Source organism: Roseovarius sp. A-2 (genome assembly GCF_002072155.1).
Taxonomy (GTDB): Bacteria; Pseudomonadota; Alphaproteobacteria; order Rhodobacterales; family Rhodobacteraceae; genus Roseovarius.
On the sequence record NZ_BDIY01000112.1, the window covers coordinates 1 to 446 of the forward strand.

General features: G+C 55.8%; 1 tRNA gene. It reads right to left on the bottom strand.

From position 1 onward, the window contains the following. Positions 1 to 319 precede the first annotated feature (319 nt). Positions 320 to 396 (bottom strand) — tRNA-Met (locus BHD06_RS22835). Positions 397 to 446: the final 50 nt, after the last annotated feature.

Genomic DNA, 446 nt, shown 5'->3' on the forward strand with positions numbered 1-446 from the left:
GCCGCGATCTCCTGCACGGTCTTGTCACCACGTAGCGCTTCCAACGCCACCTTGGCCTTAAACTGGTCTGTAAAGTTCCGGCGCTTCGCCATTCTCGTATCCCTTCAAAGGTTTGGGATACACCTTAGCCGACTGTCCAGTTTTCTGGGACCACTTCAGGTTGACCGGATCGCGCTCGTGCCGACAGAGCCCGATGGCAAACTCACTATCCACCTAGAAGGCGCACTGGCCGCGCTCTTGGCGCTCAGCTTGGGCTCCAAATGCAAAAAAGGCCTGAGCGGCAAAACTCAAGCCATTGATTACATTGACGATTTGGTGTTGGTTGCGGGAGTAGGATTTGAACCTACGACCTTCAGGTTATGAGCCTGACGAGCTACCGGACTGCTCCATCCCGCGACGCTTATTGGCCAATTGCCGAAGGGGCTCATGTGGCCTTTGGTTGCCCC